Source organism: Sporomusa sp., assembly GCF_057736855.1.
Genome location: NZ_JBYKYF010000215.1, coordinates 4,561 through 5,387 on the forward strand (window position 1 = coordinate 4,561; position 827 = coordinate 5,387).

1 protein-coding gene is annotated in these 827 nt (G+C 50.7%); it reads right to left on the reverse strand.

The features are described 5' to 3' along the window. Window positions 1-669: radical SAM protein (locus tag AC29Z1_RS12940; protein ID WP_488271869.1), on the reverse strand; the 669-nt coding region annotated here is incomplete at its 3' end. Window positions 670-827 lie beyond the last annotated feature (158 nt).

The window sequence follows — 827 nt, forward strand, 5'->3', positions numbered from 1 at the left end:
ATACGCCACTGTCCGACAGCAGCGGCAGAGCGGCTGCCGAAGTGTCTTTTCGGTGCCGTCACCCCGCTGATAGGGGTTGATATACTTCCTACTGTGTTGGCTACAGTAGATAAAACTGCCCAGCATTAGATTGAAAGGCGCCTGGTCGGCCATATACTGCGGCAAGATTTTTAGGTATGCCTGATACAGCACATCTGACGACAGGCGTTCAGCGCCCTGCTTTTTCCAGTTACCTGCCTCAACTACTTCAGACGTTTTCCAGGAGTCTACGCCAATGTTTTTCAGCAGTTCGTAAGTAGGCTGCAAGCTGGCAATATTGCCTGCGTGCAGTGTCGTTGCAACCGATAGCCGAAATCCGTGTTCCTTAACGCGCCGCATGGCTGCCACCGCTTTTTTCTCGCTGCCGGGCACGCCCCGCAGCCAGTCGTGACAATCGCAACCATCAAACGAAATAACAAATTCGCAGTGCATGCCCCGCTGTTTAAATCCAGCCAGCACTTCATCAGTAAGCAGTAGCCCGTTGCTATATACTTGAATAACGGCAATATGCTGGGCGCGAATGGCATCCACCAGCTCCCAGAAATCGTGCCTCATCAACGGCTCACCGCCAGTCAGCGCCACGGCGCAGATATTAGCTGCCGCCAGTTGAGTATGCAAGGTGGTATGCATCTCAATGCTGCGATGTGTAATACAACGATTTATTAGTTTATACGACTAACTAACAAAACGATTACACCCATAACCTTGTTCGTTAGTACACTGTGTACGCAACTTGCTTTCACTCTTGCCAGTCAGAACACTGTCACGTTTGATCGTTCATCAGCCTA